Here is a 25,780-nt window from a genome sequence, read left to right on the forward strand (position 1 = left end):
TCCGGACGCGGCCGGTATCACTGACGGCGTCCGGGACAACCGGGCGCCGTTTTCGTTTATAAAAGTCATGCTACGTTCATGTTGCAGTGTTGCAACAGTTTGCACTCTTTGTGCCCGAGAATATGGCTGAACCCCAATTATCGCTTGTTTGGCGAGCGAAATTAGATTGTTTTGCAATGTGAACCCTTGGGGAAAAGGGTCATGCGAAAACAATGGAGGTCCCTGGATGAAATTTTCTAAGCTTCTCGCTGCCACGGCGCTTGCCTCGGCGGCATTTGCGTTTCCGGTAGCAGCGAACGCGCAAACGCCTGCGGGCCAAGCGCCGGTATCGGCTGGCGACGGCAAGAGCGATGACGCGAAGAAGTCGAGCGGCGTCCTTGAGGACAAGGATGTTCCCGAGGGCGAGGTTCTGGTTACCGGATCGCGCATTCCCCGCCCCGAATTCAGTGGTACCTTGCCAGGTGTTCAGATCAGCGAAGCGCAGATTACCGCGCGCGGTTTCACTAACGTGCTCGATATTCTGAACGACCAGCCTTTGATCGGCCCCGGCGCGAGCCCCAACGGCACGAACGGCGGCCAAGCTGCAAGTCTTGGCGCTTCGTTCCCTGATTTGCTTGACCTGGGAACGCAGCGCACGCTGACGCTCGTCAACGGGCGTCGCTTCGTCTCAGGCAATGCTGCCACCCTGTTCGTGGACGCCAACGCGACTGGCGGACAGGTCGACTTGAACGCCATTCCTTCGGCGCTGGTTGCCCGTGTCGACGTGCTGACCGTCGGCGGTGCCGCGGCTTATGGTTCTGACGCTATTGCGGGTGTCGTCAACGTCACGCTCAAGAACGATTATGAAGGCCTGCGGCTCGGACTGCTTGGTGGTTCGACCACCCGCGGCGATGCGTCGAATTATCAGGTCAGCGGTCTGTTCGGTAAAAACCTGGCCGATGGTCGTGTCAACGTGACGGTCTCAGCCGAATATACCCGTAACGACGGCTTGCAGGCTGATGCCCGTGACTTCCGTTTGGTCCGTGGCGGCACGATCACCAATTATCTCGATGGCTCGGTGCGCAACCCCAATTTCGCGTCGGCGATCATCGATGTTGCTGGTTTGAACAACGGGGCGTTCCTCCGCGCTTCTGCTGACGGCATTCCGGGCACCGCGCTCGGCCAAGACTTCATTAACCAAACGATCAGCTTCAATGGCACGATCCTGAACACCCTTGGGACACCGCCGACGCCCTACGTCGCGAACGCCGCGGGCTTCATTAACCTGCGCAACGGCTTGGCACCGACCAATATCGCGTTCTTCAATACGGGCGCGCAAATCATTAGCGGTCTGCCGGGCGCACAGCTGATCTCGGGTAACGGTCGCAACGGCTTGGCGACCGCAATCGCCAATCTGCCCATCACCACTTTCGCACCGACCGCGTTGCCGGCGGGGGTGACACCGGCGCAGGTCTTTGCTCAGTTCAACGTCACGCCGCCCGCAGGGGCGACGGCAGCCCAGCTGAACACCCTCGCCGTCAACGTCCTGCAGGCCAACCGCCCGACAGCGCGTGAGTTCTTTGCGGCGAACCCAACGGTGCCGGTCAACGCCTTTATTGGCACGTTCGCCCCCGGCGTGCCGCGGATCGCGAACACCGATACGCGTTTGGTGACCGTCGCTGGCGTGCAGGTGCCGCTCAATCAGGTGCTGCCGTTTGTCGCCGTCCCGCTTGAGTTCAACCCAGACGGCAGCATCCGGCCATACACGGCGGTAACCGCGGGGCCGACGACGAACTTCAATCTGGGCGCCGCGCCCGGCTCGGACGGTGGCTTTTCGCGGGCGATCGAGAACACGGTGCTGCGTGTGCAGCAGGACCGGTTCGTTGCCAACTTTAACGCCACCATCAACATCACACCCAATCTGACGCTGTTCACCGAAAATCTTTACTCCCGGGTCGAATCGGTTTCGCTGCGGAACAGTCCGAGCCAGAACTTCCTGTCGACTGGCGCGGAGAACTCGGCGCTACTGGTCAATGTGGATAATCCCTTCTTGACTGCCGCATCGCGCGCGGCCCTGAATGCGGCCGGCATCAATGCCGCCACCCGGGGAGGCAGCTTCCTTATCAGCCGCCAGAACCAGGATATTTTTGGCAATAACCCCAATTTCAACACGGTCGACACCTATCGCTTCACCACTGGATTGCGCGGCAAGTTCAATCTGTTCGGTAAGAAGTGGACCGCCGAAGTGTCGGGTACATTCGGTCGTGCCGCGCAGACCAATCGTCTGACCCAGATCGGCGATCTTGAGTATCAGCTGGCGCTGGACGTCGTTGATCAGGGCCAAGCAACTACCGGTGTGGCGAACGGCAATATCGTCTGCCGCTCGCAGCTGTTCCCCAATCAATATCTCGGCCGCACGCCCAACGGCACCGTCGCTAATCTCACGCGAGTTACCGGCGCGGATGGGCTGCCGACCGAAGTGGTGTTCACCCCTACGATCACCCAGGATCTGATCAATCGCTGCGCGCCGCTGAATCCGTTCGGCTACAATCAGATGTCGGAGGCGTCGAAGGCCTATGTCCGCCAAGATAACGTCTTCAACAACATTTCGAAGCAGACATTCATTCAGGGGACATTTGGCGGCGGCATCTTCGACCTGCCAGCTGGTACTTTCGCGATCAACGCCACGGGTGAATTCCGACGCGAGGATCTGAACTTCTTCTCCGACCCGCTCAACCAGCTCGGTCGTGGTCGTGCGGCGCCGTCGGCCGCAACGCGCGGCTTCATCGAGGTCGTCGAAGGCGGCACCGAAGCACGGATTCCGATCTTCGGTGACAAGTTCCTCAGCTTCCTGGGCAAGCTCGAGCTCAACCCGTCGTTCCGCTTCTCTCAGCAGTCGGGCGGTTCAGCACGCTACCGTAATCTTGCCGGCCAGATCATCAGCCCTTCGGCCAGCGGTAGCCCGCAGCTGATCTGGACGATCGGCGGAAGCTGGCAGGTCATCCGTGATATTACCTTCCGCGGCAACGTCACCAGGTCGCTGCGCCAACCGGGTGTCGTGGAACTGTTCCTCGGTGGTCAGCCCGCGTTTGCGGCGCCGACCGATCCCTGCGGGCCCGCCAATATTGACTTCGGTGCATCGGCCACCGTCCGCCGCGGCAACTGCCGTGCCGACGTGATTGCCCGCGGCCTCGCCACGGACAATGCTTCGGCGGACGCTTTCCTGTCGTCGTTCGTGCCAATCACGGCCGCGCTGCCCGGCACCTTCTCTGGCGCGCCCGGGCTTCAACCCGAGCGTGGCAGCAGCTGGACGGCGGGTGTTATCATCAACCCGCGCTGGATCAAGAAGCTCAGTATTTCCGCCGATTACATCAACCTCGACTTGACCGGAATCATCCAGCCGACCAACTTGGCCCAGGCGCTGCAGTTCTGCTACGAAAGCCCCACTTACCCGAATACCGCGCCGCAAACCGGTGCCAACACTTGCGGCTTCTTCACACGCGATGCGGCCTTCCAAGTCGCTCCGGGTTTTGCTTCTGGCTACATCAACCTGTCGTCAATCCGGCTGCGCGCTTGGAATATCTCTGCTTCCTATAACACCACACTGCCGAAGAACTGGGGCAAGATCACGCTTTCTGGCAACGCCTACCACTTGGTGAACTACACGAGCTCGTCGATCGGCGACTTCAGTGACCGAATTGAGTCCGCGGGTACATTTGCCCGCCCGCAACTCGAGACCCAGCTGACGTTCCGCTACGAGAATGGCCCGTTCTTCGCTCAGACGACCTGGAATCGGCAGAGTGCGACGCGCCTCTTCACCAATGGCGCGCCTTCAACGATAGAGAACTTCGCCGATTTTCGCTTCCCGGTGATCAACCGCCTCGACTTCACGATGGCGGTGACGGTTGCGGAGAAAATTCAGTTCCTCGGTACCCTGTTCAATGCAACCGACGTGAACTACGTCGGCGACAATGGCTTGCAACAAGGTGCGTTTGTCGACCAGATCGGCCGACGCTTCCAGTTCTCGATCCGCGCGAATTTCTGACGATTGGAAATTACGGCGATAATGAAGGGCTCTTCGCTACTGGCGAAGAGCCCTTTTTCTTCCCAAGTAGTATTGTTGCCACCGCTCAGCTGACGAAGGTCAGCGATGTGGGTGTCATGAAGCGCGTTCACCCCCAAATGGCCGAGGCTGGCCAATTCTCCTATCGCGCTGCCAATTTATACGCGCCGAGCGCCCGGATGCGTTAACTGACCGTTCTTTCGGTCCAAACCCGCTCAAATCTTGTGCCGAGCCCTGTCAGAAGCTCGTATTGCGACCGCTCGCTCGCCCCCGCGAGCTTGGGCAGGTCGAAATCGAAGCGCACCCAATCGCCCGCGCGCAGATCGGGCGCCGCGCGCAGATCGAGCGCGATCAGGTCCATCGAGACGCGGCCGATCACCGGCAATATCGCGTCCCCGGCGAAGGCGCGCCCGACATTGCTCAACGCACGCGGATAGCCATCCGCATAGCCGAGATTAACGATGCCGACCGGCATGTCCTCGGCGGCGTGATAGATCGCGTTATAGCCGATCGCGTCGCCCGCGCGGAGCAGGCGACATTGGAGCAGCTCCGCCTCGGGATGGGCGACGGGACGGATCATTCGGGCGAACTCCGCGCGAGGTATCCCGCCGTAAAGCGCGAGGCCCGGGCGGACGAGGTCGAACGCAAAGCCCGGCCCCAGCGCGATGCCCGCCGAATTGGCGAGACTGTAGCGTTCGGCCGGTAACGCCCCGGTGATCGCGGCGAAGGCCGCGCGCTGCGCTTCGTTGTCGGCCACATCCTCATCGGCGCGGGCGAGGTGGCTCATCAGCGTCGTGATCTCGAGCCCCGCCGCCGCGTCCAGCGCGTTTCGGTCGAGGCCCAGGCGGTTGATACCGGTGTCGACCATCACGTCGCATGGCCCGCCGCCGCTCGCCCGCCACCGCCCGATCTGCTCGGGCGAATTGAGCACCGGCCGGGCGAAGGTCAGCGTCCGGGCGAGCGCCATATCGGCCTCCCGCACGCCATGGAGCACCGACACCGTCAGTCCCAGTGGCGCCAGTTCGGCCGCTTCGGCCCATGTGGCGACAAAGAAGTCGCGGCATCCCGCTTCGGCCAAGATCCGCGCGACGCCTGGCGCCCCCAGGCCATAGCCATCGGCCTTTACCGCGGCGCCGCACGCGACCCCTGCCATCGCGGCGAGCGCGCGCCAATTATGCTGAAGCGCGGCGCGATCGAGCGCCAGTCGGAGCGGTGCGGTCATCGCCTTCGGCGTTACCCGGCGCCCAAGCGCGGCGCTACCCCCGTCGCGCTACCCGTTCCTCGCGCGGCTCCTTCAAGAACACTACGGTGACCACAAGGGCCATCGCCACCACCGCCCAGCTATACCAAAGCCCGGCATAGGGATCGCCGCTGCGCGCAACCATATACTGGCTGATGAACGGCAGGAATCCGCCGAAATAGCCGGTACCGATATGATAGGGGATCGACATCGACGAATAGCGGATGCGCGCGGGAAACAGCTCGGTCAGCAGCGCGGCGACCGAGCCATAGGTCATCCCCGAGAGCGCGGTGAGGAGCAGGATGCACAGCAGGATCACGGCGATCCCCCCCGCACTCGGCACCACTGGCGCCAGCCGATAGCCCGCCCGCGCCAATGCCGCGTCCAGCGCCTCCGGGCGGGTATCGGCGATGGGCTCATCGCCGATCGTCACCACCGTCACCGGCGCGCGGTGGGTGGTATATTGCACCCCTTTTTTCGAGAAATAGTCGAGCAGCCGCCCGCAATCATCGGCCTGTTGCTTCTGAAACGGACTATAGGCGCAATGCGGCCCCGAGACGACGACCGGCGCGCGCTTGGCCGCCTCGGCCAAACCCGGATTGGCCGACTGACCCATCACCCAGAAGATCGGGAACAGGGCGATCAACGTCAGCGCATAGCCGATCACGATCGGCTGCTTGCGCCCCACCCGGTCCGAGAGCCAGCCGAACAGCACGAACCAGCCAAGGCCGCCCAAGGCGCCCGCGCCGACGATCAGCTGCGCCGTCGTCTCCTCCACCCGCATCGTGCCTTGCAGGAACGCGAGCACACTGAACATCGCCGTGTACCAGATCACCGTCAGCCCCGCTGCGATGCCGAACAGGGCGACGAACAGCCGCACCAGATTGCCGGGATAGGTGAAGCTTTCGACGAAGGGGTTGCGCGCGGTTTCGCCCGCCTGCTTCATCGCCTTGAACACCGGGCTTTCGGACAGCTTCACCCGCATCCACAGCGACACCGCGAGCAGCGCGAGGCTGAACAGGAAAGGCAGCCGCCATCCCCAGGCCTGCCAAGTCGCGTCGGGCAGGGCGAGCTTCGCCAGCAGCACCACCGCGAGGCTGAGGATGAACCCGCCGGCGACGCTTGCCTGGATGAAGCTGGTGAAGAAGCCGGCGCGGCGCGGCGGCGCGTGTTCGGCGACATAGATCGCGGCGCCGCCATATTCGCCGCCCAGCGCCAGGCCCTGGAGGATGCGCAGCATCAGGATGATGCCCGGCGCCCACAGCCCGATCGTCGCCGCCGAGGGCACGAGGCCGACGCCCGCGGTCGCCAGGCCCATCAGCGTGATCGTCACCAGAAACGTGTATTTGCGCCCCAGTCGATCGCCGAGAAAGCCGAACAGCACCGCCCCCAGCGGTCGGAAGCCGAAGCCGACCGCGAAGCCGGCCCAGGCCAGCAAGGTCTGGACGATCTCGCTGCCCGCGGGGAAGAAGGTGCGGCCGATGATCCCCGACGCGGCGAGCGTGCCGTAGATGAAGAAATCATACCATTCGAACACCGTGCCGAGCGACGACGCGGTGATGATCATCCGCATGTCGCCGGCGCTCGGCTCGGCCTGTGCCGCGACGCTCGCCATTCAGTCCCCCTTGTGCCCCGCGTGGGGCGGGGCTCTTCTCGTTGGGCGATACCCTAGTGCCGTGGGGGGCGTCTGAAAAGCGGGGGCGGCTATGCGGGCTTTTGGTCGAGCATCCGGATGATGCCCGAGAAATCGAGCCCGGCATGGCCGGCATCGGCGAACGCCTGATAAAGCTCGGCGGCGCGCGTGCCCATCGGTGTCTGCGCACCGGCGCCGAGCGCGGCTTCCTGCGCGAGTTTCAGGTCCTTCAGCATCAGCGCGGCGGCGAACCCGCCCTGATAGTCGCGATCGGCGGGCGTTTCGGGGCCGACGCCGGGCACCGGGCAATAGCTCGTCATCGACCAGCTCTGCCCGGAGGAGACGCTGGCGATATCAAAGAATTTGTCCGCCGCGAGGCCCAGCTTCTCGGCGAGCAGGAAGGCCTCGCACGTCGCGACCATAGTTGCACCTAAGAGCATGTTATTGCAGATTTTTGCCGCCTGCCCCGCGCCGTTCGCGCCGGCGTGGATCACCGCCTTGCCCATGGCGGCGAGCACCGGTTCGGCGCGCTCGAAGGCCGTGTCGCTGCCGCCGACCATGAAGGTGAGCGTGCCCGCGTTCGCCGCCGCGATCCCGCCCGAGACCGGGGCGTCGACCGCGACCAGGCCCTTGCCCGCCGCGCTTTCCGCCACGGCGCGCGCGGTCGCGACGTCGATCGTCGAGCAATCGATCAGCAGCGTGCCCGGCGCGGCGGCGGAAAACAAAGCTTCTTCATAGACTTGCGCGACATGCCGGCCGGCGGGAAGCATGGTGACGATCACCTCGGCCTCGGTGGCGGCGGCGGCGGCCGAGTCGGTCGGCAGGCAGCCGGCGGCCTTCGCCCGGTTCAGCGCGTCGCTCGACAGATCATAGGCGCGCACGTCGTGCCCCGCCTTGGCGAGGTTGGCGGCCATGCCGCTGCCCATATTGCCCAAGCCGATGAAACCGATGCGTGCCATGCTGCTCTCCACGATATGTTTTGGCCGCAATAACGCCCGCGCCGGGCAACGCCAGCCCCGCCCACGCCCCGCTAGGGCAACGCCGCGGCGTAGCCGCGCGCTACCAGGTGCCTCTCAACCCGCCCCGCGCACAGCCGGGCAACCAGAATTGCGAGCGCGGCGTCGCAATCGTGCCGCCGCCCGCACAGGAAGATGTCGATCGCCGCATAACCGCGTTCGGGCCAGCTGTGGATCGAGATGTGCGATTCGGCGAGCAGTGCCACCCCCGTCACCCCCGCGCCCGGACCAAAGGCGTGGATCCGCACGTCGAGCACGGTCGCGCCCGCCGCCGCCGCCGCGTCGCGCAAGGCCCCTTCGATCAGCGCGGCGTCGTCGAGCCCTGAACAGCCGAACAGATCGGCGAGGAGGTGGCGGCCATCATAACTCATAACAGGCTTTCGAAGCGGTGGCCGAGCCGCGCCATCGCGGCCTCGGCGGCGCGCACCCCCTGATAATGCGCCTCTTCGAACAGCGAGAGGCCGGAGACATCCGAATGCGCCAGATAGAGCGGCGGATCGGGCTGGGGCCGCGCGCCCCACAGGAAGTCGGGCACCGGGCGGATCATCGCATGGCCCCAGCGCCACAGGTCGATCCGGCGTATCGCGCCTTCCAGCTCGGGGTTCATCGCGAGCAAATCGTCCCGCACATAGCGCTTCCAGTCCTTGGCGGGGGTTTCGAGCAAGCGGCGACGGGCGGCGGCGGGGTCTTCGCGCGACAGCGGCTGATACCAGGTGAGCACGCTCGGCCCATCGCGCCCCGCGCTCTGGTGGGTCGCGACGACATAGCCGAGCGACTCGCTCGTGCTCGACACATTGTCCCAGGCGAGCGGTACACCCGGCCCATGCGGCAGCCGATCGACCGTAACATTCGCGACCAGCCAGGGGGCATAGCTGTGCCCGGCATCGTCGATCTCCTCGCTCAGCCGCGCGGCGACGAAATGGGGGAGCGCGAGGATCACCGCCTCGGCCTCGGTCCGCACGGTTTCGCCGCGCGCGACATCGAAATGATCGACCGTCATCCCGCCGCCCGTCATCCCGCCGCTCGTGCGCGTTACGCGGTGGACGATCCGCCCCCCCGCGATCCGGTCCGCAAAGCGCGCCGCCATCAGCCGGATCAGCCGGCCATTGCCTTCGGGCCAGGTGAGCTGATTGTCCTCGCTGCCCCTGGCCGTGTAGCCCCGCCGCCCCGCGAAATAATGCAGCCCCGCCCAGGCCGAGACATGGTGCGGTTCGCAGCCATAATCGTCGCGCATCGCATAGCGCAGATGCGCGCGCAGCACCGGCGCGGTGAAGCCATGCGCGTCGAGCCAGGCGGTGAAGGGCTGGCGATCGAGCGCGCGCAGCGCCGGATCGCGGCTGCTATAGGCGATCGGCGAGGCGAAAGCGGGCCGGCCATCGCCGCCCTTCAGCGCGCGCAGCCGCGCCATTTCGCCTTCGAACGCGGCGATCTGGCGGCGATCCTCCGCCGGCACGCCGGTGCGCGGGATCAGCCCTTCCTGCCATTCGCCCTGCCAGAACAGCCGTTCCTCGAGCTCGGCGGTGAGCTGGAAGGGGTCATAGACCGGGCGGCCATTCTCCTCGCCCACCACCATCCCGAATTGCCCAAGCATGTGGCGCAGCGCGCGCGCCTCCTCGTTGGGCACCGGCAGATAATGCGCGCCGAGCGGGAAGGCGCTCACCGCATTGCGTCCGGCGCGGGCATTGCCGCCGACCCGGTCTTCGAGTTCGAGCAGGCGGAAATCGGTGAAGCCCGCCTCGGCGAGCCGCCACCCCGCCGCGAGCCCCGCGACCCCGCCCCCGGCGATCAGCAGCTTCACGCGCTCGGTGCGCGAAGGCGGCGGAAACTTGCCCTGACGCAGCCGGTGCCCACGCGCGAGATCGGCGCCGCCGAGCGCGCCTTCGGGCATGGGTTCCGCGACCGCCGCCAGCCCCAGCCCGGCCGCGCCCAGCGCCGCCGCGCCGCCGCCGATCACCGCCCGGCGGCTAACCCTCATAACGCCCCCAGGCATCGGCGAAGGCGCGCACCAGCGCCTGATTGTCCAGCCGGTTCACCGGGGTCGCGCGCCGCGCCATGTCGGGCGGGAAGGCGAACAGGCGCGCTTCGGTGGCGGCATCGAGGAATTTGTTGCCCGCCAGCAGCCGGGGATGATCGGGGATGGGCGAGAGGCTCGCCAGCACGAAGCCCCATTCGCCGAAGCTCGGCACATAGGCGTGATAGGCGCGGGTACGGAAGCCCGCCGCCTCCAGCGTGGTCGAAACCGTCCAGAAGGCGCCGGGCGCGACATAGGGCGAGGTGCTCTGCACCACGATCACCGCGCCGGGGTTCAGCCGGGCTTTCAGCGCGCGGTAGAAGCTTTCGGTGTAGAGCTTGCCCACCGAATAATCGACCGGATCGGGAAAATCGACGATCGCCGCGTCGAACCGCCCGCCCCCCGCGCGCACCCAGCGGAACGCATCGGCGTTGATGAGCGTGAGGCGCTTGTCGCTCAGGCTCCCCCGGTTGAGTGCGGCGAGCGACGGCGTGTCGCGGAACAGCTTGGTCACGGCGGGATCGAGATCGACCAAGGTGACGTGCCGCACGCCCGGCCAGCGCAGCACCTCGCGGGCGGCGAGCCCGTCGCCGCCGCCCAGGATCAGCACTTGCCGGGGGTCCGTCACCCGCCCGAGCGCGGGATGCACCAGCGCTTCGTGATAGCGATACTCGTCGCGCGAGGCGAATTGCAGATTGCCGTTCAGGTACAGCCGCAGATCGTCGCCGCGATGCGTCAGCACCACCCGCTGATAGGGCGAGGAAACGGCATAGACGATCGGCTCCTGATAGCTCGCGACTTCGGCCCAGCGCTGCAACCGATCGCTCGCCACGAACCCGGCGACCAGCGCGGCGAGCACCAGCACCCCGATCGCCTTTTCCACCGCATAACGGCGCGGCAGCAGCGCGAGCAGCGCCAGCGCGACGCCCGCGTTCAGGATGCCGAACAGGAAGCCGGTGCGGATCATCCCCAAATGCGGCATCAGCAGCAGCGGGAAAGCGAGCGAAGCGACCAGCGCGCCGACATAATCGAAGGTCAGCACGCTGGAGACGGTCTCGCGAAAGTCGAAGCCCTTCAGCAGCCGCATCAGCAGCGGGATTTCGAGGCCGACCAGCAGGCCGATCAGCAGCACCAGCCCATAAAGCGCGACGCGAAACTGCTCGACCAGCGGAAAGGCGAGGAACAAGGCCGCCGCCGAACCGCCGCCCAGCAGCGCGATCAGCAGCTCGACCCGGACGAACAGCCGCAGCGCGTCGCCCCGGGCATAGCGCGAGCACCAGCTGCCCACGCCCATCGCGAACAGATAGGTGCCGATGACGGTGGAGAATTGGGTGACGCTGTCGCCCAGCAGATAGCTCGCCAGCGTGCTCGCGAGCAGTTCATAGACCAGCCCGCAGGTCGAGACGACGAACGCCGAGGCCAGCAGCGCGGCGGTGCCGGCGCGCGCGCGCAGCGCTGGCGGGTCGGCGTCAGCCATGCACCGCGGCGGCGACGATCAGCGCGAAGCCGAGCGCGACGAACCCGGCGAAGGTCGCGACCGCCAAATTCTGCTTCTGGTGGATTTCTTCCCACAATTTGCCCGGGGTCAGCGCGTCGAACACGAAAAAGCCGACCGCGAACACCACGATCCCGACCACCGCATAGACCAGCGTGCCGATCAGTCCTGCCCAGTTGATCATCGCCCTTGCTCCCTGTTTGTGCCGCCTATTTGTGGCGGGGACCGCCGACATAGACGAAGCCGCCGCCCCCACCCCCCCGCGCGCGGCCGCCATCGGCGAAGGGCGACCAGGCATAATAGCCGGAGAGCAGGAACAGCGCGACGACGCCCATGCACCACAGCGCGAAGAAGAAGACGCGGCCGTTCATCTCGCGGCCCACGAAAAGTTTGTCCCGTCACCCCGGCCTTGAGCCGGGGTCCCGCTGCCTCGCGCCGAGCGCAACAAGCGGGACCGGGGGTCAAGCCCGGGGTGACGGCAAAAGAGCGGGGGCACCGCGTATCGCTCAATCATCATCGCTGTTACTCGTGAACATCGCCGCCAGCCCGGTGCGGCCGACATCGCTCTGGTCCTGCCGGGCCTGCTCAAAGCGGATGTGGCGGAACAGGAACCAGCCGAAGGGCAGCGCGATCAGCAGCGCGGCGAGCAGCCAGTTGCCGAACAGCGCGCCGCCGCTCACCGCCTCCAGCTCGATCTGGGGCTGGCCGGCGAGCCGCCAATCCTGGCTGAAAGCGCCGATCACTTGCGAGGTATCGCTCCAGCGGTTGCCCTTATAGTCGACCACCAGATCATAGCTGCCCGCCGGCACGCTCGCGACCGAGACGCGCGCGCCGCCGCTGCCCTCGCTCCAGCTGCCGTCGCTGTCGACGCCGTGATAGCGCTCGGCGGCCGCCCCGGCTTCGTAGCGCGCCTGGGTCTTGCGATCGACCAGCGCGTAATCGAGATCGACCCAGCCATTGTCGACCGCCGGCACCCGCGCGCGGATCTGCACCTGCTGCCACGGGGCATGGAGGGTGATCGGGCCGATCGTCGCCGATTGCTCGCGTCCGTCGGCGGCGATGGGCAGCGTCGCGCGCGCGATCGTCCGCCCGCCCGACAGCACGATCATCGCGACGAACGTGAACAGCAGCGCGGCGGCGGCGATCCAGCCGATCGGCGCGATCGCCCCGCGATAGGGGGAGGGCTGATGCGGCAGCGGCGGCCAGGGGTCGCGCGGCGCCGCCACCCCGAACGCGGCCTCGGCCTCGGCCGCGGTGAGCAGGCGCAGCACCGTCCAGCTGACTTCCTGCTCATTCTCCTCGCGCGAGAGCATGAAGCCGGGGGCGACCCAGCTGTCGCTCTTCACCCGTTCGCCGCGCTTCACCCGCCAGTAGAATTCGCCGACCACCGCATCGACCTGCGCCCGGCCATCGACGAAGAACCGCTCGAAGCGCGTGTCGCCGACGCGCATCCCGCCGCCATCATAGCTTGGCGTCTGGGTGAGCATCTCGCCGAAGCTCCAGCCGCGCCCGTCCCACATCAGCCAGCGATAGCCGTGATAGGGGTTGAACAGCAGATACTCCTCCCAGGGGTAGCTGCCGCCTTCCGAGCGATCAAGATGGCCGATCGCCTCCCATTCGATCCCGTCGATGCGCCCGCGCGTGCCGAGCGGAATGGCGAGCCGCCCGACCGCCTGCTGATAGCGCTGGAGCAGCCGCACCTCGCCCTGGCTCACATCGAGCAGGCTGCCGCAATATTCGCACGCGACCGTGACGGTATAGCCCGCCGCGCGCAGGCTGACGGTGCCGCCGCAATTGGGGCAGGCGAGCGCCTTGACGGCGGGTTGCGCGCTCATGCGGGGCACCTGTTACCGCGCATAGTCGGGCAGCGCCCAGCCTTCGATCGCGCGCAGATCGCGCGGGGCGAGCTCGGCGAGGCTCACATAGCGGCCGACATAAAGGCTCGCTTCCTCGCCGTCGCGCTGGAGGCTGGCGGCGGCGCCGCTCTCGCTGCGCAGGTCGACGCTGTAGATCCGCCAGCCGGTGGGCGCGCGGAACGGCAGTTCGCCCTCGGCGGCGAGGCATTCCACCTCGCGCGCGTCGCTCACCACCATCACCTCGCCGTTCACTTGGACCTTGGCGCCGATGATCGCGTCGCTCCCCTTGGCGATGCCGGCGCCCCAGGGCGCGCGCAGCTGCTCGATCGGCACTTCGCGGGTGAACAGATATTGCCCCATCGCTTCGCCGAGCCAGCCATGCCCGCCATCCTGGAACAGCATCAGCCATTCGTTCCAGCTGCCGTCGGTCCAGCCCCAGCGGATGCGCCCGATCACCTCGAACGCCTGGCCGTCGAGCGTGCCGCGGGTGCCGCGCTGGATCGGCGACACGTCGAACGGCAGCACCGCGACCTCGCCCGCCTGCTCGATGCCGGCGTCGGTGCGCACCAGCAGCGTGCGGCAGGTGTCGCACACCCGGGCGGGGAGGGCGGGCGATGTGAACACCACGTCCGCCCCGCAATGCGGGCAGGGGAGATGGAGGGCCATTAGCGAGCGGTCTCCCCACGGCCTGAACCATACCGCCCTTCCCCGGCGCAGGCCGGGGTCCAGCGGCGCAACGCGCGACGATGTCGCGCGCCATCGGCAAGCCGCGGGATGCTGGCCCCCGGCCTGCGCCGGGGAAGAGCAAATTGGGTCGAGGGCAGCTCATGCCGTTCGCCCCGAGCGACGTCGAGGGGCGCGCCACCGCGCGCGGCGCCGGGGCCGCGCGCCCCGCCTTCGCCTGGCACGAACCGAGTCCTCACCATCAGCGTGATCCCAAGCCCCGTTCAGCGGATGCGGCTGAGCAATTCGGCCTTCTTGGCGTCGAACTCGGCCTGGCTGATCGCGCCCAGCGTCATCAGCTTGTGGAGCTTTTCGATCTGCGCGAAGGCATCCTCGCCGGGCGCGCCGCCACCGCCACCGCCGCCGAGCGCGCCCGCCATCTGCTGGCCGATCGCCATGCCGGCGGCGGCACTCGCGCCGATGCCGCCCAGCCCGCCCTGGTTGCTCGCCGCCGCCTCGATCGCGTCCGCCGCCTGGAACTTGGCGTAGCGATCGAGATCGCCGACGACGCGCATCGAGCTCGCCTTGTCGAGATAGGCCTGCACTTCCTCGGGCAGCGACACGCTTTCCACGAAGAAGCTGGGGCAGGCGAGGCCCCATTGCTTGAACGCCGCGTCCACCGCGTCCTTCAGCCGGTCGGACAGCGCCTGCTGGTTCGCCGCCATGTCGAGGAAAGCGATCTCGCCGCCGCCCAGCGCCGTCGCCATCGCGGTCGCGATCACGCCGCGCAGCTGGCCCTCGACATCGCTGACGCGCAGATGCTCGGTGGTGCCCATCAGCTTGGTCGCGAACACCGCGACATCATCGACGCGGAACGAATAGCTGCCGAACGCGCGCACCCGCAGCGGGCCGAACTCCTTGTCGCGCACCGTCACCGGCTGGGCGGTGCCCCATTTCAGCCCCGCCTGCTCGCGCAGCGAGAAGAAATAGACATCCGCCTTGAACGGCGACTTGAAGCCCTTGTCCCAGTTCTGCAGCGCGGTCAGCAGCGGCAGGTTGGCGGTGTTGAGCGTGTGCTGCCCGGCCTTGAACACATCGGCGATCTGGCCTTCGTTATAGAAGAAGGCGATCTGCCCTTCGCGCACCGTCAGCTGCGCGCCGTTCTGAATCTCGCGGTCCTGCATCGGATAGCGGATGCCCAGATCGCCGGGTTCCTCCACCCAATCGATCACATCGACGAACTGCTTCGACAGGAAATCGAGAATGCCCATGTGCGTCCTCCACGTGTGTGGCATCAGTATAACGGCGCTTTGGAGCGGGCGGAACCGAAATCGGACGGTTGCCGCCCACGCCGCCCGCGCCTAGCCTCGCGCGCGCAACAAGCGGAGCGCGCCTTATGGCCGAGCAACTGAGCATCGCCTTCCTGCTGTTCCCCAACGTCACCCAGCTCGATCTGACCGGGCCGGCGCAGGTGTTCGCCCAACTGCCCGGCGCTCGCATCGCGCTGGTCGCCAAGACGCGCGATCCGGTGCCGACCGACGCCGGCTTCGCGCTGCTGCCGACCGCGACCTTCGCCGAGACGCCCCGGGTGGACATCATCTGCGTCCCCGGCGGGTTCGGCATCAACGACGCGATCGACGACGCGGAGACGCTCGCCTGGGTCCAGCAGGTCGCGGCCGAGGCGCGCTGGGTGACGAGCGTGTGCACCGGCGCGCTGCTGCTCGGCGCGGCGGGGCTGCTGGTCGGCTATCAAGCGACGACGCACTGGACGCAGCATCATTATCTCGCGGCGTTCGGCGCGGTGCCAGTGCAGGAGCGGGTGGTGATCGACCGCAACCGCGCGACCGGGGGCGGGGTGACCGCCGGGATCGACTTCGCGCTGGTACTCGCCGCGCGGCTGGCGGGTGACGAGACGGCCAAGATGATCGAACTCGGCCTTGAATATAATCCCGCGCCGCCCTTCGATACCGGCAGCCCGGATCGGGCGGGGCCGGCGCTGGTCGAGGCGTGCCGGGCGCGGGCGCTGCGGCTCGCGCCCGATCGTGGGGCGCGCACGCTCGCCGCGGCGGGGCGGCTCGGCGTGCTGACTTAGAGTTTGTTTCAGCGAAGCTGAAACAGGGGCGGCGCCGAATCAGCGAAGCTGCATTAAGCCCTGGCCCCGCGCAGCCGGTGCCAGACGAACCAGGCGGCGCCGGCGACGAGCACCACCCCGATCACCGCGTCGGCCGAATGGAAGGCGGCGCTCACCCGCGGGTCGCTGTGCCATTTCTCGCCGAGGATCATGCCGAGCCAGGCGAGCCCCAGGCACCACGGCCACGAGCCGACGAAGGTATAGATGTGGAACGGCACCAGCGGCATCCGCGCGACCCCGGCCGGGAAGGCGATGAACGAACGCACCCCCGGCAGCAGCCGCCCGATCAGCACCGCGGCATTGCCCCAGCGCGCGAAGAAGCGATCGGCGGCGTCGATCTCGCCCGCGCCGATCAACAGCCATTTGCCGTATTTCAGCAGCAGCGGCCGCCCCCCGCGCTTGCCCAGCTCATAAGCGGGGATCGAGCCGAGATTGCACCCCAGCGCGCCGGCGGTGGCGGCGAGGTACAGGTTCATCTCCCCCTTATACGCCAGATAGCCGGCGAACGGCATGATCAGCTCGCTCGGCAACGGGATGCACGCCGATTCGATCGCCATCAGGACGACGATGCCGGGATAGCCCCCGGCGCTGATCACCGCGGTGCAAATGCCCGCCAGCCATTCGAGAATGCGTGCCACCATATTGGGGGCCGTTGGCGGAAAAGCGGGGGCTTGGGAAGGGGGAGCGTGCGTGATGAGATGGGCTGGCGCTTCAGCCAGAAGCGTCACCCCGCCCTTGTTCCGGGGTCCATGGCGGCGCCCTGCTCGGGAGGCGTGATGCCGGGGCATCCTGCTGCGTCCGCGCTAGTGGCGCACCCACCCTGACGGACAAGGGCGCGCTCTCACGCCGAGAGCGTCGTCCCCGGCGAAGGCCGGGGCCCCGTATCCCGCCGATGGCAAGGGAAGCGGGACACAGCAGACGGCGCGCGGCTGGGCCCCGGCCTGCGCCGGGGAGGGAGGGAACGGGATTGGGCGCTACACCTTGGGGCGCCCCGCTAGAATTCCCCGCCCTCGCGCCGCCGTGGTTCGCGCGGTTCCTCGGGCGGGGGCGGGCGTTTGCCGTCGCCGCCCAGCGTGACGCTCCCTTGCCCCTCGCTGCCCAGGGTGATGCTGCCATCGCGGCCGAGCTTCACGTTCAGCCCCATCCCGTTGAGTTCGCCCTCCAGCGGCAGGGCTTCGTTGCCGATCAGCCCGTCGAGCCCGGGGATGATCATCTCGGGATCGGGCTCCTCCACCTCGGGCGGGCGGGCCGGGGCGACGCCCAAGGCGCTGGTCATGAAATCGCGCCACAGCCGCGCCGGGATGCCGCCGCCCGACAGCCCGGGATTGGGCGAGTTGTCGTCATTGCCCACCCACACGCCGACCACCAGATCGCCGGCGAAGCCCAGGAACAGCGCGTCGCGCGCGTCCTGGCTGGTGCCGGTCTTGCCGAAAGCGTCGATGCTGAGCGCGGCCTGGTGCCCGGTGCCCTGGCCGATCGAGGCGGCGAGCAGATCGCGCATCCCCTCCTGCACGCGGCCCCCCAGCGGATGCGCGCGGTTGCCGAGCAGATCGAGCCAGCTCTTTTCCTGCGGCGCGTCGAGCCCGTGCGGGCGCACCGGATAGGCACCGGCGGCGATCGAGGCATAAGCGGCGGTGAGTTCGAGCAGCGAGGTGCCGCCGGTGCCGAGCGCGATCGTCGCCTCGCTGGGGAGCGGCGTCGAGATGCCGAGATCGCGCGCGGCGCGGATCACCTGCGCCACGCCCACCTGCTGGGTGAGCCGCGCGGCGGCGACGTTGCTGGAGCGCGCGAACGCCTCGCGCAGCGTGATTCGGCCGCGATAGCGCCCGTCATTATTCTTGGGCGACCAGTCGCCGATCGTCACCGGCTCGTCGTCGATCATCGAATCGGGGGTCATCCCCTGGCGCAACGCGGCGAGATAGACGAACAGCTTGAACGCCGATCCCGGCTGGCGCCGCGCCTGGGTGGCGCGGTTGAACGGGCTCTTGGCGTAATCGCGTCCGCCGACCATCGCGACGATCCGCCCGTCCGGGCGCATCGCGACCAGCGCGACCTGGGCCTTGCGCAGCCCCGCGCGCCGCACCGCGCGCTCGGCGGCGCGTTGCAGCCGGGCGTCGAGCGTCGTCACCACCTTGGTCTCGGCGGCGATCGCGCCGGCCTGGTCACGCGCGGCGGGGAGCACCCAGTCGGCGAAATAGCTGCCATCGGGCAGCTGCTTGTCGGGCGCGAGCCGCAGCCGCGCCGGGCGCACGCCTTCCGCTTCCGCTTTCGAGAGCACGCCGGTATCCGCCATCGCCGCGACCACCAGCTTCTGCCGCGCGCGCGCGCCGGCGAGGTTGCCGGTGGGCGCGAGCCGCGACGGCGCCTTCACCAGCCCGGCGAGCAATGCCGCCTGCGCGACCGTCAGCCGATCGGGCGTGGTGCTGAAATAATGGCGCGCGGCGGCGCCGAGGCCATAGACATTGTCGCCGAAATAGACGTTCGAGAGATAGCGCGAGAGGATCTCGTCCTTGCTCAGCCACGCCTCGAGCCAGAAGGCGATCAGCACCTCGCGCAGCTTGCGCGCGGCGGTGCGGTCCGAATCGAGGAACGCGTTCTTGGCGAGCTGCTGGGTGATCGTGCTGCCGCCCTCGCGCAGGCCGCCGGCGGCGACATTGTGCGCCATCGCCCGCGCGATGCCCCAGGGATCGACTCCCCAATGGTCGCGGAAGCGGCGGTCCTCGATCGCGATGAACGCGCCCGTCACATGCGCGGGGAGCCGCGCGGCGTCGACCGGCTTGCCGATGATCGCGCCGCGCCGCGCGATCGGGGTGGTGCCGTCGGCGGCGAGCAAAGTGATGCTGGGCGGCGTCGGTGGTTCGAGCGACTTGCTCAAGGGCGCGGTCACGGCGAGCCAGCCGACCGCGACGAAGAACAGCAGCAGCAGGGCGGCCACCCCGCGCATCGCCCAGCGCAATCGCCAGCGCCGGCGGGGTGGGGGAGGCGCGGCCTCGTCCGCCAGCCAATCGCCCGCGTCGTCCTCGTCGGCGGAAGGCGGGCGATCGGGCGGCGGCAGCCCGCCGCTCAGCTCCAGCGGCTCGGGCTCGGCGGGCGCCTGACGCGGCGGGAAATTCTCTAGGCGCATCGCGGCGGCTTTCTACCAGTCGGGCCGGGGCCGACGCAACTGTATTACTGCCATATAGCACCAGACGCAAGATCGGGCATCCCGGCTAGACGGCGCCGCGCCGCTCGGGCATCAGTTTCGGTTATGGGATTGGCGCAAAGGGCAAGCCGGTGCGCGTGACGATCAAGGACGTCGCGCGCGAAGCCGGGGTTTCGATCAAGACGGTCTCGCGGGTGCTCAACAATGAGCGCTATGTGGGCGCGGAGACGCGCGACCGCGTGCTGGCGGTGGTGGAGCGGCTCAACTTCCGCCCCAGCGCCGCCGCGCGCTCGCTGGCGGGCGGCAAATCGCTCCAGATCGCGCTGATCTGTGACAATCCTTCGCCATATTATGTCTATGAAATGCAGCTGGGGGTACGCGATCGCTGCGTGCGGCAGGGGGTTCGGATGCTGAGCCAGCCCTATGACCGCGCCTCGCCCAGCCTGCTCGGTGACATCGACGCGCTGATCAGCGCGGCGCATGTCGACGGGCTGATCCTCACCCCGCCGGTTTCCGACCATGACGCGCTGCTCGATCGGCTGCGCGAGCGCGGCACGCCGTTCGTCCGTGTCTCGCCCGGCACCTGCGCCGATGGCAGCGACGCGGTGTTCATCGACAATGAACGCGCGGCCGCCGAAATGGCCGAACATCTGCTCGCGCTCGGCCATCGCCGCATCGGGATGATCGCCGGGCACCCCGTCTATGCGACCAGCGCCCAGCGCACGCGCGGGTTTCTGGGGGCGCTCGCCCGCGCCGGGATCACGCCCGAGCCGGGCTTGCTGCGCACCGGCACCTTCGATTTCGCCTCGGGCGCGGCCGAGGCCACCGCTCTGCTCGCGCTGCCCGAACCGCCGAGCGCGATCTTCGCCGCTTCCGACGACATGGCGGCGGGCGCGCTGGCGACGGCGCACCGGCTGGGGGTGAAAGTGCCCGAGCAGCTGTCGATCGCGGGGTTCGACGATACCGCGCTCGCCCCGGTGGTGTGGCCCGCGCTCACCACCGTCCGCCAGCCGGTGCGCGAGCTGGGCTATGCCGCCGCCGACCTGCTGTTCGCCGCCACCCCCGGGGGCGAGCGGCGCCAGATCGCCCACAGCCTGATCGTGCGCGAATCGACGGGGCCGGCGCGCGGCTAAGGTGGTTTTCAGCTTCGCTGAAACGGCACCAGCCCGCGCCCCCACCCGACCTCCCATAGATTACCCTGTTGGGAGGCCGGGTGGGAGCGTGGGCTGGCGCCGCTGCTGTTTCAGCCTAGCTGAAACAGACTCTAAAGCGCCTCGATTCGCGTTAGCCCGAAGCGGGCGAGCGCCGGTGCGAGCGCTTGCTCGCTCGCGCCGAGCCGGGTGAAGACGGCGACGCCCGCGCCCGCCGCCTCGGGCCAGGCCTGCCCCTCGGTGAGCGCCGCGACCCGCCGGGCAATCCCTTCCGCCCCATCGACGAAGCGCAGCGCGCGCGGGCTCGCCGCCGCCAGTTCCGTGGCGACCAGCGGGAAATGGGTGCAGGCGAGCACCACCGTGTCGATCCGCTCGCCCCCCGGCTGATCGAGCAGCCCGCCGAGCGCGCCCGCGAACCGCGCCGGCTCGACCGGCTCGCCGCGCAGCCGCGCCTCCGCCGCCGCCACCAGATCGGCCGAGCCGTGACGCAGCACCAGGCAATCACTGGCGAAATCGCGGGCGAGATTGTCGACATAGGCCTGGCGCACCGTCGCCTCGGTGCCGAGCACGCCGATCGCGCGCGTCCGGCTTAGCAGCGCCGCCGGCTTGATCGCGGGGACGGTGCCCACCACCGGCAGATCGAGCGCCGCCCGCACCACCGGCAGCGCGATGGTGGACGCGGTGTTGCACGCGATCACCACCAGCCGCGGGCGATAGCGTTCGGCGAGCCGGCCGAGCAGTGCCGGCACCCGCGCGGCGATCTCCGCCTCGCTCTTGGTGCCATAGGGAAAGCCCGCCGAATCGGCGGCATAAACCAGCGGCGCTCGGGGCAGCAGCGCCCGCGTCGCGGCCAGCACCGACAGGCCACCGACGCCGGAATCGAAGAAGAGCAAGGGCGCGTGCATCCTGCCCGCCGCTTAGCGTGCCCCGATGTCCACGCGCAACGCCGCCCCCTTGCGCCGGGGCGCGAAGCGGGGTTTAGCTGGGCTACCGAGGGGAGCCGAGATGATCAGCGCTGTTCTGCTGGCGCCGCTGGGCGCGTTGCTGCTGGGCTATGCGCTCGGATCGGTGCCGTTCGGCCTGCTGCTCACCGCCGCCGCCGGCGCGGGGGACATTCGCCAGATTGGATCGGGCAATATCGGTGCGACCAACGTGCTGCGCACCGGGCGCAAGGGGCTCGCCGCGCTCACCCTGCTGCTCGATGCCGCCAAGGGATTCGCGGCGGTGATGCTCACCGACGCGCTGTGGCCCGGCCAGGCGCCGATCGCGGCGGCGGCGGCGTTTCTGGGGCATTGCTATCCGGTGTGGCTGGGGTTCAAGGGCGGCAAGGGCGTCGCGACCCTGCTCGGCATCGTGCTCGCGCTCCACGCGCCGAGCGCGCTGGTGTTCGCCGGCGTCTGGCTTGGGCTGCTCGCGGTGGTGCGGATTTCCTCGGCGGCGGGGTTGAGCGCGGCGATCAGCGCGCCGGTGAGCGCGGCGTTTTTCGGCCGGCTCGATCTGGTGCCGCTGCTGCTCGCGCTCGCGGCGATCGTGCTGTGGCGCCACCGCGCCAATATCGAGCGGCTGCTGAACGGCACCGAGCCGCGCATCGGCGGCGGCGGGGCCAAGGATGGCTGAAGCGGTCGCCGACGCGGCCGATCGCCTGCGCCTGATCCGATCGGCCAATATCGGCCCGGTGACCTATGCCCAGCTGATCGCGCGCTTCGGCAGCGCGGCGGCGGCGCTCGACGCGGTGCCGCAGCTCGCCGCCCGTGGCGGTGGGCGCGCGCCGGTACTCGCCGATCCGCGCGGCGTGGAGCGCGAGATGGCGGCGGTGGCGAAGCTCGGCGCGCGCTATCTGTTCCTCGGCACCCCCGATTACCCGGCCTTGCTCGCCGCGCTGGAGACGGCGCCGCCGGTGCTGATCGCGCGCGGGCGAGCCGGGCTGCTGAGCGGCCCGGCGGTGGCGATGGTCGGCGCGCGCAACGCCTCGGCCGCCGCGTGCCGCTTCGCGCGGGGGCTCGCGCTGGGGCTCGCCGAGGCGGGGCAGGTCGTCGCCTCGGGCCTTGCGCGCGGGATCGACACCGCCGCGCATCAGGGCGCCACGCCCGCCACGATCGCGGTGATCGCGAGCGGCCACGACATCGCTTTCCCGCCCGAGAACGCAGCACTCCAGGAACAGCTCGCCCGCGACGCGCTGGTGCTGAGCGAACAGCCGCCCGGCACCGAGCCGCTCGCGCGCTTCTTCCCGCAGCGCAACCGGATCATCGCCGGGCTCGCGCGCGGCACGGTGGTGGTGGAGGCGGCGCCCAAATCGGGCTCGCTGATCACCGCGCGGCTGGCGGCGGAGGCGGGGCGCGAGGTGATGGCGGTGCCGGGCAGTCCGATCGACCCGCGCGCGCAAGGGTGCAACCTGCTGATCCGCGAGGGGGCGACCCTGGTGCAATCGGTCGCCGATATTCTGGAAGCGCTGGGGCCGCTCGACCCGCGCATGGTCCGCGCGCCGTCAAGCGACTGGGGCGCGCCCCCGCCCGAGGATGCGAGCGACGCCGAACGCCGCCGGGTCACCGCCCTGCTCGGCCCGGTGCCGGTGCCGATCGACGAGCTGATCCGCCAGTCGGGGCTGTCGCCCGCCGTCGTGCAGACGGTGCTGCTCGAGCTCGAGCTCGCCGGCCGGCTGGAGCGCCATGCGGGCGCGCGGGTGAGCTTGGGGTAGCCAGGCCGGCCGGCTCACTCCGCCGCCACCGCGCCGCCGATCGGCACCGCCGCCGGTTCGGGCGCTTCATGGCGCGAGACCTTGGCGAGCACGGCTTCAAGCAGCGGCGTCATCACCCGCAGCCGCCGCGCCTTGATCACCATGTCCCATAGCGGCTCGAACTTCTTCCAGCCGGCGGCATAGAAGAAATGCTTGGCGCGGTGCTTGGCGCTGTCATGCGTCCAGGCGCCGCGGGCGATATTCCCCCAATTGTAGAACTCGCGATAGGCGCGGTCATAGCCTGCCTTCAGCGCCGCCGGGCTCAGCCGCGCGGGCCGGTAGACGACGTGGCGGGTGTCATACAAATCCCAGTCATGGCTGGTGATCCGCCCCTGCGCCGCGAGCTGCTGATAGAGCCGGGTGCCGGGATAGGGCGTCTGGATGTGGAAGGTCGCGGTGGTGACGCCGTGGCGCACCGCCCAATCGACGGTGCGATCGAACACATCCGCGTCATCCTCGTCCATCCCGAACACGAACGATCCGTTGATCATGATTCCCAGGTCCGACAGGCGACGGGTGACGGCGGCATAATCGCGCGCCAGATTCTGCTTCTTGTTGCAGCCGCGCAGGTTTTCGGGGCTGAACGTCTCGAAGCCGACGAACAGGCTGCGCAGGCCCGCCTCGGCGGCGCGCTCGATCAGATCGCCGCGCAGCACGCTGTCGACCGTCGCCGCCCCCTGGAACAGCCGGCCCATCCCCCGCATCCCCGCGAACAGCCCCTCGGCGAAGCGGCGGTCGCCGAGCAGATGATCGTCGAGGAAATAAAGGTGCCGTCCGGGCAGCCGCTCGATCTCCGCCAGCGCCTCGTCCACCCGCTGCGCGTAGAAGGAACGGCCGCCGGCGAAGAAGGCGTCCTTGTAGCAAAAGTCGCAGTGCTGCGGGCAGCCGCGCGTCACCACGATCGAGTTGGGGACGAGATAGCGCTCGCGCTTGATCAGATCGCGGCGGATCGGGGGGACGCCGTGCAGGCTGCGCCCCGCGGTCGAGACATAGCGCGGCCGCGGATGGCCCGCGCGCCAGTCGGCGAGGAAGCGCGGGAAGGTCTGCTCGCCGGGGCCGATGAAGATGCTGTCGGCATGGGGCGCCGCTTCATCCGGCAGCGAGGTGACGTGGAGCCCGCCGAGCGCCACGTAACACCCCTTCGCCCGGTAATGATCGGCGAGCGCATAGGCGCGGTAGGCGTTGGTGATATAGACCTGGATCACCACCAGATCGGGGGCGTCGTCGGTCGTCAGCCGTTCGACATGATCGTCGACGAGCGTCACCTCGTCATCGGGCGACAGGAACGCGGCGAGCGTCGCGAGGCCGAGCGGCGGAAACAGCGAATATTTGATCGGGCGCCAGAAGGGGCTCTTCGCCTCGGTGAGCGCGGGCAGGATCAGCTTGACCTTCATCGGCGTCCCTCAAACCACCTGGTTGAGCAGGATCAGCGTCGGGCCGGCGAGCGTCAGCGCGAGCTGCGCGGTGCCGGCGGCGTCGCTGCGGCAGAAGCGCGCCGCCGCGCCCGACACCGCATAGGTGAGCCCGGGCCGCAGCCCGGTGATCCGCACCCGGCCCGCGCGGGGATAGGCGTCGGCCTCGATCAGCAGCGCCACCGCGCCCGCGCCGTCGTGGCGCTGCGCGATCGTCAGCTGGGTCGGTGATAAGCTTTGTGATGCAAAGCTACTGGACAAATGAAGCGGCGCGTTCATGCCGGCGTCTCCCGCAAATTGGGTTGGGCGGTGCCGGCGGCCTTGCGCACCACCTCCTCCAGCACCGCGAGATACTCGGCGAAGCGCGCGCGGCCCTGCTCGGTCAGCCGGCAGCGGGTGAGCGGGCGCTTGCCCTCATAGCCCTTGTCGATCGCGACGAAGCCCGCTTCCTCCAGCACCGCGAGATGGCGGTTGAGATTGCCGTCGGTCAGCCCGCACAGCGTCTTCAGCTCGGAAAAGCCCAACCCCTCGGCATGGACCGCGAGCGAGCTGACGATGCCGAGCCGGGCGCGTTCGTGGAACACCCGGTCGAGCCCGGCATAGGCGTAGGGCGGCTCAGGGCTGGGCATCGGCGCGCGCCGCGTGATGGAGGATGAACGCCACGAGCAGCTGGCCGATCCCGAAGGGCAGCCCCATCAGCCACGGCCCCGGCGCGCCCGCCTGCGCCGCGAGCAGCAGCGTCAGCGTGCCGCAGCCGAAATACCAGGCCGCCGCCCACAGGATCGCCGGCGGCAGGGTGCTGACCGCCGTAAAGCCGATCAGCGCGACCAGCAATTGCCACAGCCCGGGCAGAATCCAGATCGCGTCGGGCGCGGCGCGGGCGATCACCAGCGTGATCACCGCGCCAGCGGCGCCGAACGGCAGCAGCAGCCGCAAGGTGCCGGCGATCATCAGATCGGCGAGCCCGCCGTGCAGCCGCCGCGCGCGATCGAGCGCTTCGACCGCGATCACCCCGCTCGCGACCGCGGCGAGGCCGACCCATGCCCAGACGAAGCCGAGCCCGCTCGCCCCCCAGCTGTCGGGCGCCACGCTCTGCGCGGTCGCCAGCACCAGCGCGAGCACGCCGGTGAGCGCCACCGCCGACGGGGCAAGCCCGCGAAAGCGCGTGCTGGCGGCGACGCGGCCCTGAATGAAAGCGAGCTGCGCCAGGGCTTGATCGAGATCGGTCATCCTGCCTCCCGAGTCACTTTGGAG

The 25,780-nt window shown here is 68.7% G+C and carries 23 protein-coding genes; 5 read left to right on the forward strand and 18 right to left on the reverse strand.

The features are described from left to right. Window positions 1-226: 226 nt before the first annotated feature. Window positions 227-4,024 (forward strand): TonB-dependent receptor plug domain-containing protein, encoded by a 3,798-nt coding sequence (locus K2X73_RS00995; RefSeq protein WP_294107718.1) that lies wholly within the window; start codon window positions 227-229, stop codon window positions 4,022-4,024. Window positions 4,025-4,226: 202 nt separating this feature from the next. On the opposite strand, the gene alr is transcribed toward K2X73_RS00995, so the two are convergent. The 11 genes from alr to K2X73_RS01050 all read right to left on the reverse strand — a co-directional run bounded on the left by alr (window position 4,227) and on the right by K2X73_RS01050 (window position 15,227). Continuing rightward, window positions 4,227-5,264, reverse strand: coding sequence for an alanine racemase (gene alr / locus K2X73_RS01000; RefSeq protein WP_294107720.1), 1,038 nt, complete (start codon window positions 5,262-5,264; stop codon window positions 4,227-4,229). A gap of 34 nt (window positions 5,265-5,298) precedes the next feature. Further along, window positions 5,299-6,897 (reverse strand): MFS transporter, encoded by a 1,599-nt coding sequence (locus K2X73_RS01005; RefSeq protein WP_294107722.1) that lies wholly within the window; start codon window positions 6,895-6,897, stop codon window positions 5,299-5,301. A gap of 89 nt (window positions 6,898-6,986) precedes the next feature. Continuing rightward, window positions 6,987-7,886 carry a 3-hydroxyisobutyrate dehydrogenase gene (mmsB, locus tag K2X73_RS01010; RefSeq protein ID WP_294107724.1) on the reverse strand — a complete coding sequence of 300 codons (900 nt, stop codon included), beginning with the start codon at window positions 7,884-7,886 and terminating at the stop codon, window positions 6,987-6,989. A 59-nt stretch (window positions 7,887-7,945) separates the two neighbouring features. Beyond that, window positions 7,946-8,302, reverse strand: a complete 357-nt coding sequence (gene speD / locus K2X73_RS01015) for an adenosylmethionine decarboxylase (RefSeq protein ID WP_294107725.1) — start codon at window positions 8,300-8,302, stop codon at window positions 7,946-7,948. Then, complete coding sequence (locus K2X73_RS01020) at window positions 8,299-9,906, reverse strand: FAD-dependent oxidoreductase (RefSeq protein ID WP_294107727.1); 1,608 nt, start codon at window positions 9,904-9,906, stop codon at window positions 8,299-8,301. Before K2X73_RS01020 ends, speD begins: the two co-directional genes overlap by 4 nt. After that, complete coding sequence (locus K2X73_RS01025) at window positions 9,896-11,419, reverse strand: polyamine aminopropyltransferase (RefSeq protein WP_294107729.1); 1,524 nt, start codon at window positions 11,417-11,419, stop codon at window positions 9,896-9,898. The genes K2X73_RS01020 and K2X73_RS01025 overlap by 11 nt, the downstream gene beginning before the upstream one ends. After that, the gene (locus K2X73_RS01030; protein ID WP_294107731.1) at window positions 11,412-11,621 is read right to left on the reverse strand and encodes a DUF350 domain-containing protein; all 210 of its coding nucleotides are present in this window, start codon (window positions 11,619-11,621) and stop codon (window positions 11,412-11,414) included. The genes K2X73_RS01025 and K2X73_RS01030 overlap by 8 nt, the downstream gene beginning before the upstream one ends. Before the next feature lie 25 nt (window positions 11,622-11,646). Beyond that, on the reverse strand, window positions 11,647-11,808 hold the full coding sequence (locus tag K2X73_RS01035; RefSeq protein WP_294107733.1) for a hypothetical protein: 162 nt from the start codon (window positions 11,806-11,808) through the stop codon (window positions 11,647-11,649). A 135-nt stretch (window positions 11,809-11,943) separates the two neighbouring features. Then, the gene (locus K2X73_RS01040; RefSeq protein ID WP_294107735.1) at window positions 11,944-13,272 is read right to left on the reverse strand and encodes a DUF4178 domain-containing protein; all 1,329 of its coding nucleotides are present in this window, start codon (window positions 13,270-13,272) and stop codon (window positions 11,944-11,946) included. A gap of 12 nt (window positions 13,273-13,284) precedes the next feature. Next, a complete protein-coding gene (locus tag K2X73_RS01045) occupies window positions 13,285-13,959 on the reverse strand; it encodes a DUF4178 domain-containing protein (protein ID WP_294107737.1) in 675 nt (224 codons plus the stop codon). 281 nt (window positions 13,960-14,240) lie between these two features. Beyond that, the gene (locus K2X73_RS01050) at window positions 14,241-15,227 is read right to left on the reverse strand and encodes an SPFH domain-containing protein (RefSeq protein WP_294107739.1); all 987 of its coding nucleotides are present in this window, start codon (window positions 15,225-15,227) and stop codon (window positions 14,241-14,243) included. A 125-nt stretch (window positions 15,228-15,352) separates the two neighbouring features. Between K2X73_RS01050 and K2X73_RS01055 the strand changes: the two genes are divergently transcribed. Next, window positions 15,353-16,048, forward strand: coding sequence for a DJ-1/PfpI family protein (locus K2X73_RS01055; protein WP_294107741.1), 696 nt, complete (start codon window positions 15,353-15,355; stop codon window positions 16,046-16,048). A gap of 53 nt (window positions 16,049-16,101) precedes the next feature. Here K2X73_RS01055 and K2X73_RS01060 read toward each other — a convergent pair whose 3' ends face one another. Further along, complete coding sequence (locus tag K2X73_RS01060; RefSeq protein ID WP_294107745.1) at window positions 16,102-16,728, reverse strand: DedA family protein; 627 nt, start codon at window positions 16,726-16,728, stop codon at window positions 16,102-16,104. A gap of 353 nt (window positions 16,729-17,081) precedes the next feature. Beyond that, window positions 17,082-19,211 carry a transglycosylase domain-containing protein gene (locus tag K2X73_RS01065; protein WP_294107747.1) on the reverse strand — a complete coding sequence of 710 codons (2,130 nt, stop codon included), beginning with the start codon at window positions 19,209-19,211 and terminating at the stop codon, window positions 17,082-17,084. Window positions 19,212-19,366: 155 nt separating this feature from the next. On the opposite strand from K2X73_RS01065, the gene K2X73_RS01070 reads away from it, so the two are divergent. Then, complete coding sequence (locus K2X73_RS01070; RefSeq protein WP_365980148.1) at window positions 19,367-20,362, forward strand: LacI family DNA-binding transcriptional regulator; 996 nt, start codon at window positions 19,367-19,369, stop codon at window positions 20,360-20,362. A 131-nt stretch (window positions 20,363-20,493) separates the two neighbouring features. Here the strand turns inward: K2X73_RS01070 and murI are convergent, their stop codons facing one another. Next, window positions 20,494-21,285 carry a glutamate racemase gene (gene murI, locus K2X73_RS01075; protein WP_294107751.1) on the reverse strand — a complete coding sequence of 264 codons (792 nt, stop codon included), beginning with the start codon at window positions 21,283-21,285 and terminating at the stop codon, window positions 20,494-20,496. A gap of 100 nt (window positions 21,286-21,385) precedes the next feature. On the opposite strand from murI, the gene plsY reads away from it, so the two are divergent. Both plsY and dprA read left to right on the forward strand, forming a co-directional pair. Then, complete coding sequence (gene plsY / locus K2X73_RS01080; RefSeq protein ID WP_294107753.1) at window positions 21,386-21,997, forward strand: glycerol-3-phosphate 1-O-acyltransferase PlsY; 612 nt, start codon at window positions 21,386-21,388, stop codon at window positions 21,995-21,997. Further along, the gene (gene dprA / locus K2X73_RS01085) at window positions 21,990-23,075 is read left to right on the forward strand and encodes a DNA-processing protein DprA (protein ID WP_294107755.1); all 1,086 of its coding nucleotides are present in this window, start codon (window positions 21,990-21,992) and stop codon (window positions 23,073-23,075) included. The genes plsY and dprA overlap by 8 nt, the downstream gene beginning before the upstream one ends. 14 nt (window positions 23,076-23,089) lie before the next feature. On the opposite strand, the gene K2X73_RS01090 is transcribed toward dprA, so the two are convergent. The 4 genes from K2X73_RS01090 to K2X73_RS01105 are packed head-to-tail and all read right to left on the reverse strand — an operon-like array spanning window position 23,090 to window position 25,756. After that, window positions 23,090-24,508 (reverse strand): radical SAM protein, encoded by a 1,419-nt coding sequence (locus K2X73_RS01090; protein ID WP_294107758.1) that lies wholly within the window; start codon window positions 24,506-24,508, stop codon window positions 23,090-23,092. Window positions 24,509-24,517: 9 nt separating this feature from the next. Beyond that, window positions 24,518-24,805, reverse strand: a complete 288-nt coding sequence (locus tag K2X73_RS01095; protein ID WP_294107760.1) for a hypothetical protein — start codon at window positions 24,803-24,805, stop codon at window positions 24,518-24,520. After that, window positions 24,802-25,155: a transcriptional regulator gene (locus K2X73_RS01100; protein WP_294107762.1), complete on the reverse strand. Its 354-nt coding sequence runs from the start codon at window positions 25,153-25,155 to the stop codon at window positions 24,802-24,804. Before K2X73_RS01100 ends, K2X73_RS01095 begins: the two co-directional genes overlap by 4 nt. Next, window positions 25,142-25,756, reverse strand: a complete 615-nt coding sequence (locus tag K2X73_RS01105) for a hypothetical protein (protein WP_294107764.1) — start codon at window positions 25,754-25,756, stop codon at window positions 25,142-25,144. The genes K2X73_RS01100 and K2X73_RS01105 overlap by 14 nt, the downstream gene beginning before the upstream one ends. Window positions 25,757-25,780: the final 24 nt, after the last annotated feature.

It is taken from the genome of Sphingomonas sp. (genome assembly GCF_019746665.1).
Taxonomy (GTDB): domain Bacteria; phylum Pseudomonadota; class Alphaproteobacteria; order Sphingomonadales; family Sphingomonadaceae; genus Sphingomonas.